Origin of the sequence: Streptomyces sp. NPDC059524 (genome assembly GCF_042749255.1) — a bacterium.
Taxonomy (GTDB): Bacteria; Actinomycetota; Actinomycetes; order Streptomycetales; family Streptomycetaceae; genus Streptomyces; species Streptomyces xanthii.
Genome location: NZ_JBHYTK010000105.1, coordinates 22541 through 29082, shown reverse-complemented (window position 1 = coordinate 29082; position 6542 = coordinate 22541). Strand labels below are relative to the sequence as shown.

The window sequence follows — 6542 nt, the reverse complement described above, 5'->3', positions numbered from 1 at the left end:
CCTTCCCCCGACAAAGGCACCCCGCACCTTGATCGGGGAAATGCGCCCGAAGGGCATGCATTTCAGGGGCGCGGGGAACTGCGCGAGAAGCCCCACCGGGGGAAGGTCGCGAGACGGCCTCGGTATGGCAGGACGGGGCGGGGCCCGATCAGGCCCAGCGGAGCGTTACGCGTCGCGGCAGATCAGGAGCAGCGCCCGGTCGTCGTTGACGTCCTTGGCCACCGCCTCGATGAGGTGCCAGGCCGCGCCGTGGAAGCCGCCGGTGACGTAGCGGTCGGCCTCGCCGGTGAGACGGTCGATGCCCTCGGAGATGTCCCGGTCGGCGGTCTCCACGAGTCCGTCGGTGAAGAGCATCAGCACGTCGCCGGGGCGCAGGGTCCCCTTGATCGCGTCGAACTCGGCGCCGTCGTAGACCCCGAGCAGCGGCCCCTCCGCGGCCTTCTCCTCCCAGCGGCCCGTGCCCGCGTTGAGCTGGAGGCCCGGCGGGTGGCCGGCCGAGTAGAGCTCGTAGTCGCCTGATTCGAGGTCGAGGACAAGGTGGATGGAGGTCGCGAAGCCCTCGTCCCAGTCCTGGCGCAGCAGGTAGCCGTTGGCCGCCGGCAGGAAGGCGTGCGGCGGGAGCGAGCCGAGCAGGCCGCTGAACGCGCCGGCGAGCAGGAGGGCCCGGGACGCCGCGTCCATGCCCTTGCCGGAGACGTCGGTGAGGACGACCTCCAGCGTGCGCCCGTTGTTCGTGCGGGCGGCGACCACGAAGTCGCCGGAGAAGGACTGGCCGCCGGCCGGGCGCAGCGCCATCTCGCGGTGCCAGCCCTGCGGCAGCTTGGGCAGCCGGCTCTGGGTGCGGATCCGCTCGCGCAGGTCGAAGAGCATGGTGCCGCCGCGCCGCCAGGGCACGCCGACGCGGCTGCGGAACTGGGCGATGAGCAGCCCGAAGAAGCCGCAGGCGGCGACGGTGAGGACGGTGCCGGGGGTGACCGCGGCGATGTTCTCGGCGTAGGGGCCCAGCTGGACGGACTCGACGATGAGGGCGACGGCCGCCGCCGCGTACAGGCCGAGCAGGCTGGCCGGGCGCAGCAGCAGTCCGCCGGCGACGATCGGCAGGACGAGGACGGCGGGCGAGCACCAGACGGGGTCGAGGATGGTGAGGCAGGCGATGACCGGCACGGTGAACAGGAGGCCGACGAGGGCGATCCAGTCGGAGCCGTCCCCGCGGAAGTAGTCGACGCCGGATTTGCGCACGGCGGTGCGGACCCGGTGCATGCGCATCTTCAACCGGGCCGGAAGCGTGTCGGCCTCCGCGCGCTGTTCGCGCCCGTGCCGTTCTCGTCGTACCGCCATTGCTCGTGGACCCTATCCGTGCGGCCTGGACCTGCGCACGGGTGGTCCCACTTGTCCCCCTTTCCGGGCACCGTACCCGGTTGCGGGTCGGGCCGGGATCAGAAGGGGACGTTCAGCGGGCGCCGGCGGGCTGGCAGGTGGGGCACCAGAAGAGGTTGCGGGCCGCGAGTTCGGCGGTACGGATCTCGGTGGCGCAGAGGTGGCAGGGCTGGTTCGCCCGCCGGTAGACGTAGACCTCGCCGCCGTGGTCGTCGACGCGGGGCGGGCGGTTCATCGCCTCGGGGGTGTGCTCGGGGCGGACCGTGTCGATGCGGTTGTGGCGGACGCCCTCGCGCATGAGGGCGACGAGGTCGTCCCAGAGCTGCGTGAAGCGGGCCTCACCGATGTCGCGGCCGAGGACGTACGGGTCGATGCCGTGGCGGAAGAGGACCTCGGCCCGGTAGACGTTGCCGACGCCGGCGACGATCTTCTGGTCCATGAGAAGCGCGGCGATCGTGGTGCGGCTGCGGGAGATCCGGGCGTACGCCTTGGCGGGGCCGTCGGCGGGGCGCAGCGGGTCGGGGCCGAGGCGGTCGTGTATCGCCTGCTTCTCGGCGTCCGTGACGAGGGCGCAGGTGGTGGGGCCGCGCAGGTCCGAGTAGTGCGTGTCGTTGACGAGGCGCAGGCGGACCGTGTCGGTGGGGGGGGGGGCGGGGGTCTCGCCGAGGGTGTACTTGCCGAAGAGGCCGAGGTGGATGTGGACCCAGGAGTCCTCGGGGCCGAAGCCGAGGAAGAGGTGCTTGCCGTGGGCCTCGGTGCGGGTCAGTTCCTGGCCGGTCAGGAGTGCGGCGGCGTCGGAGAACTTGCCCTGGGGGCTGGTGACCTGGGTTCTCGTGCCCCGGAAACGTGCGGCGTGGTCCTGGGCCAGGCGGTGGATCGTGTGGCCCTCGGGCATCGCCGTCGGTCTCCTCGGGTCCGTGGGGTTGTCGTTCTCGGCATCCGCACCGGACCCCGCTCCCGGAGCGCCCCACGGGCGCGGTCTTCCTGGAGCGGGGTCGACGGGGTCAGGCCTGCTCGGGGTGGTGGTCCGGGATCGGGGGGAGCTCGCCGGTGGTCTCGTAGGCCGAGAGCATGTCGATGCGGCGCTGGTGCCGCTCCTCGCCGGAGTACGGCGTGCTCAGGAAGATCTCGACGAACTTCGTCGCCTCTTCCTGGGTGTGCATGCGGCCGCCGATCGAGATGACGTTGGCGTCGTTGTGCTCGCGGCCGAGCGCGGCGGTCTGCTCGCTCCAGGCGAGCGCCGCACGGACACCCTTGACCTTGTTCGCGGCGATCTGCTCGCCGTTGCCCGAGCCGCCGATCACGATGCCGAGCGACTCCGGGTCCGCGGCCGTCTTCTCCGCGGCGCGGAGGCAGAAGGGCGGGTAGTCGTCGAGGGCGTCGTAGATGTGGGGCCCGCAGTCGACGGGCTCGTGGCCGTGGGCCTTGAGCCATTCGACCAGGTGGTTCTTGAGTTCGTAGCCGGCATGATCCGAGCCGAGGTACACGCGCATGCGTCCGAGTGTGGCACGCCGGGGGCCGGGGGGCCGCCTCCGGGTGCGGTGGCGCGCGCGGGAGGGAGCCGCCGGTACGGGCTTGGCAACGATCCGGACTCAGGGGTTCCGCTGGGGGCCTTGTCGTGCTTTGAATGTGAACGCTCGTTTGCACCAGATCTAAGGACCCGTGCATGACAACGCAGTCAGCCCCCACCACGGACACCCTCGAGAGCGGATCGCCGGACAGCGGCGACGGCCTCAAAGCCGGCCTGAAGAACCGGCACCTGTCGATGATCGCCATCGGCGGCGTCATCGGCGCCGGTCTCTTCGTCGGCTCCGGCTCCGGCATCGCCGCCGCGGGACCGGCCATCCTCATCTCGTACGCGCTGGTCGGCGCGATGGTCGTCTTCGTGATGCGGATGCTGGGCGAGATGGCCGCCGCCCGCCCCACCTCCGGCTCCTTCTCCGCCTACGCCGACCAGGCGCTCGGGCGCTGGGCCGGCTTCTCCATCGGCTGGCTGTACTGGTTCTTCTGGGTCGTGGTGCTCGCCGTGGAGGCGACCGCCGGGGCGAAGATCCTCAACGGCTGGATACCGGCCGTCCCGCAGTGGGGCTGGGCCCTGCTCGTCATGCTCGTGCTCACCGCGGTGAACCTGGCCGCGGTCGGCTCCTACGGCGAGTTCGAGTTCTGGTTCGCCGGGATCAAGGTCGTCGCCATCGGCGCGTTCGTGGTCGTCGGCCTGCTCGCCGTGTTCGGCCTGCTGCCGGGCTCCGACAACCCGGGCAGCGGCCTGGCGCACCTCACCGACGCCGGGGGCTTCTTCCCCAAGGGGCCGGGGGCGATCCTCACCGGTGTGCTGATGGTCGTCTTCTCGTTCATGGGCTCCGAGATCGTCACGCTCGCCGCCGGTGAGTCCGAGGACCCGCAGAAGGCCGTCACCAAGGCCACGAACTCCGTGATCTGGCGCATCGGCATCTTCTACCTGGGCTCGATCTTCATCGTCCTGACGCTGCTGCCCTGGAACGACCAGTCCATCGTGGACGAGGGCTCGTACGTCGCCGCGCTCAACTCGATCGGCATCCCCCACGCCGGTCAGGTCATGGACGTCATCGTGCTGACCGCCGTCCTGTCCTGCCTCAACTCGGGCCTGTACACGGCCTCCCGCATGGCGTTCTCGCTCGGCCAGCGCGGTGACGCGCCCAAGGCGTTCGCGAGGACCACCTCGCGGGGCGTGCCGCGGGCCGCGATCCTCGGCTCGGTCGTCTTCGGCTTCCTCGCCGTCTGGTTCAACTACCAGTGGCCGGACACCGTCTTCAACTTCCTGCTCAACTCCTCCGGCGCGGTCGCCCTGTTCGTGTGGCTGGTCATCTGCTTCACGCAGCTGAAGATGCGCGGCATCATCCTGCGCGAGCAGCCGGAGAAGCTCGTCGTGAAGATGTGGCTCTTCCCCTACCTGACCTGGGCGACGATCGCGGCGATCTCCTTCGTCCTCGTCTACATGCTCACCGACGACGCAGGCCGCGAGCAGGTGCTGCTGTCGCTCCTCGTCGCGGTGTTCGTGGTCGGCTTCTCGCTGGTGCGCGAGCGGCTGAAGAAGCCCGCCGCCCAGCCCGCGGCCGCGCCGGTCGAGGACCGGGTCGCCGACTCGGTGGAACGCTGACCGAAAGCTGACGGAACCTGTCAGGTTATGCGGGCACAGTGCCCGTATGACCACTGCAGAGACCCTTGTTCTCCGGCCCGGTGACGCCGGTTACGACGACGAGACCACCGGGTTCCAGACCGGCTTCGCCCTCCGCCCCGACGTGGTGTTCACCGCGTCGGGGCCGGACGACGTGGTGGCCGCCGTCGCGCACGCGGCGGCCGCCGGACTGCCCGTCGGGGTGCAGGCCACCGGACACGGGCTGCCGGACTCGGCCGAGGGCGGCGTCCTCGTCAGCACGCGCCGGATGGACACCGTCACGGTGGACCCGGTGACGTGTACGGCCCGGATCGGCGCGGGCGCCCGCTGGGGCGCGGTCGCCGAGGCCGCCGCCCCGCACGGACTCGCCCCGCTGAACGGCTCGGCGCCGAGCGTCGGCGCCGTCGGCTACACGCTGGGCGGTGGACTGGGCATCCTGGCGCGGGAGTTCGGCTACACCGCCGACCACGTGCGCTCGGTGGACGTGGTGACGGCCGACGCCGTCCTGCGCCACGTCACCGCCGACAGCGACCCCGGGCTCTTCCACGGCCTGCTCGGCGGCGGCGCGAACCTCGGCGTCGTCACCGCGATCGAGGTGGGCCTGGTCCCGGTCACCCGGCTCTACGGGGGCTCCCTCGGCTACGACGGCCGGGTCACCGACCCCGCCGGCATCGTGCGGGAGTACACGCGCTGGGCCGCGACCGTCCCCGACACCCTGACCTCGTCGCTCGCCGCGCTCGTCTACCCGGACCTGCCGTCGATGCCGCCCCACCTGCGCGGGACGTACCTCGTCTCCGTACGGATCGCCTTCACGGGCGGCGCGGAGGAGGGCGAGCGGCTCGTGGCGCCGCTGCGGGCCGCGCTCGGCCCTGCGCTCTCCGACACCGTGCGCGAGATGCCGTACGGGGACAGCCACACCATTCACAGCGACCCGGACTTCCCGCACCCCTATTACGGGGACAGCGTGTTCCTGGACGCGCTCGATCTCGCCGGGGTCACCGAGTTGTTCACCGCGTGCGGGCCCGGCGCCGACGGCATGCACGTCGTGCAGCTCAACCACCTGGGCGGCGCACTGGCGCGGCCCGCGCCGAACGCGGTGCCGTACCGGGACGCGGCCTGGCTGGTGCGGATCCTGTCACCGCTCGGCGAGGGCGGGCGGGACGCGGCGCGGGCGCATCACGCGCGGGCGTTCGGCGCGGTCTCCGGCCAGGTCATGGGCCGTTCCCTCAACTTCGCGTTCGGCGGCGCGGACCGGCCCGAGGGCCTGTACGACGCGGGAACGCGAAAGAGGCTCGCCGATCTGAAGGCCGCGTACGACCCGGCGAACCTCTTCCGGAGGAACTACAACGTCTAGCGGGCGCCGCTCGGTCACGTGCCGACGGCTGCTCGCCGACGGTTACTTGCCGACGAACTTCCAGGCGGTGGGCAGCGCGCCCATCGCCAGGGCCGCCTTGATCGCGTCGCCGATCAGGAACGGGGTGAGGCCCGCCGCGATCGCGGCGCTCAGGCTCATGCCGGTGGACAGCGCCAGGTAGGGGACGCCGACGGCGTAGACGATCGCCTCGCCGACGAGGAAGGCGCGGGCGGTGCGCCACACCGAGCGGTCGTCGCCGCGGCGGGCCAGGGCGCCGACGGCCGCCGAGGCGAGCATCAGGCCGAGGACGTAGCCGAAGGACGGCATCGCGAAACCGGCGGTGCCCTCGGCGAACCACGGCATGCCGGCCATGCCCGCGAGCGCGTACACGGCGAGCGCGAGGAAGCCGCGGCGGGCGCCGAGCGCGGTGCCGACGAGCAGCGCGGCGAAGGTCTGCCCGGTGACCGGGACGGGCGAGCCCGGCACCGGGATCGCGATCTGCGCGGCGATGCCGGTGAGGGCGGCGCCGCCGAGGACCAGCGCGATGTCCTTGGTGCGGGAGGCGGGCAGCAGGTCGGCCAGGACCTTGCCCGGACGGGCGACGGCGGCGGTGGCGGTACTCATCGGGTCTCCGCGTTTCTGAGTGCTGGGCAAGGC

Annotated in this window: 6 protein-coding genes; 2 read left to right on the top strand and 4 right to left on the bottom strand. The window is 72.0% G+C overall.

What is annotated here, in order from left to right; genetic code table 11:
• Window positions 1–165 precede the first annotated feature (165 nt).
• The 3 genes from ACFW9D_RS25940 to ACFW9D_RS25930 all read right to left on the bottom strand — a co-directional run bounded on the left by ACFW9D_RS25940 (window position 166) and on the right by ACFW9D_RS25930 (window position 2870).
• Window positions 166–1338, bottom strand: a complete 1173-nt coding sequence (locus ACFW9D_RS25940) for a PP2C family protein-serine/threonine phosphatase (RefSeq protein WP_384625381.1) — start codon at window positions 1336–1338, stop codon at window positions 166–168.
• A 112-nt stretch (window positions 1339–1450) separates the two neighbouring features.
• Window positions 1451–2272, bottom strand: coding sequence for an Fpg/Nei family DNA glycosylase (locus ACFW9D_RS25935; RefSeq protein ID WP_384625378.1), 822 nt, complete (start codon window positions 2270–2272; stop codon window positions 1451–1453).
• A 109-nt stretch (window positions 2273–2381) separates the two neighbouring features.
• Window positions 2382–2870 carry a ribose-5-phosphate isomerase gene (locus tag ACFW9D_RS25930; protein WP_384625375.1) on the bottom strand — a complete coding sequence of 163 codons (489 nt, stop codon included), beginning with the start codon at window positions 2868–2870 and terminating at the stop codon, window positions 2382–2384.
• 173 nt (window positions 2871–3043) lie between these two features.
• Here ACFW9D_RS25930 and ACFW9D_RS25925 point away from each other — a divergent pair, with 173 nt between their 5' ends.
• Both ACFW9D_RS25925 and ACFW9D_RS25920 read left to right on the top strand, forming a co-directional pair.
• Window positions 3044–4513 carry an amino acid permease gene (locus tag ACFW9D_RS25925; protein WP_384625373.1) on the top strand — a complete coding sequence of 490 codons (1470 nt, stop codon included), beginning with the start codon at window positions 3044–3046 and terminating at the stop codon, window positions 4511–4513.
• Window positions 4514–4559: 46 nt separating this feature from the next.
• Complete coding sequence (locus ACFW9D_RS25920) at window positions 4560–5885, top strand: FAD-binding oxidoreductase (RefSeq protein WP_384625370.1); 1326 nt, start codon at window positions 4560–4562, stop codon at window positions 5883–5885.
• 42 nt (window positions 5886–5927) lie between these two features.
• Here ACFW9D_RS25920 and ACFW9D_RS25915 read toward each other — a convergent pair whose 3' ends face one another.
• Window positions 5928–6509, bottom strand: coding sequence for a biotin transporter BioY (locus tag ACFW9D_RS25915; protein WP_384625367.1), 582 nt, complete (start codon window positions 6507–6509; stop codon window positions 5928–5930).
• Between the last annotated feature and the right edge of the window lie 33 nt (window positions 6510–6542).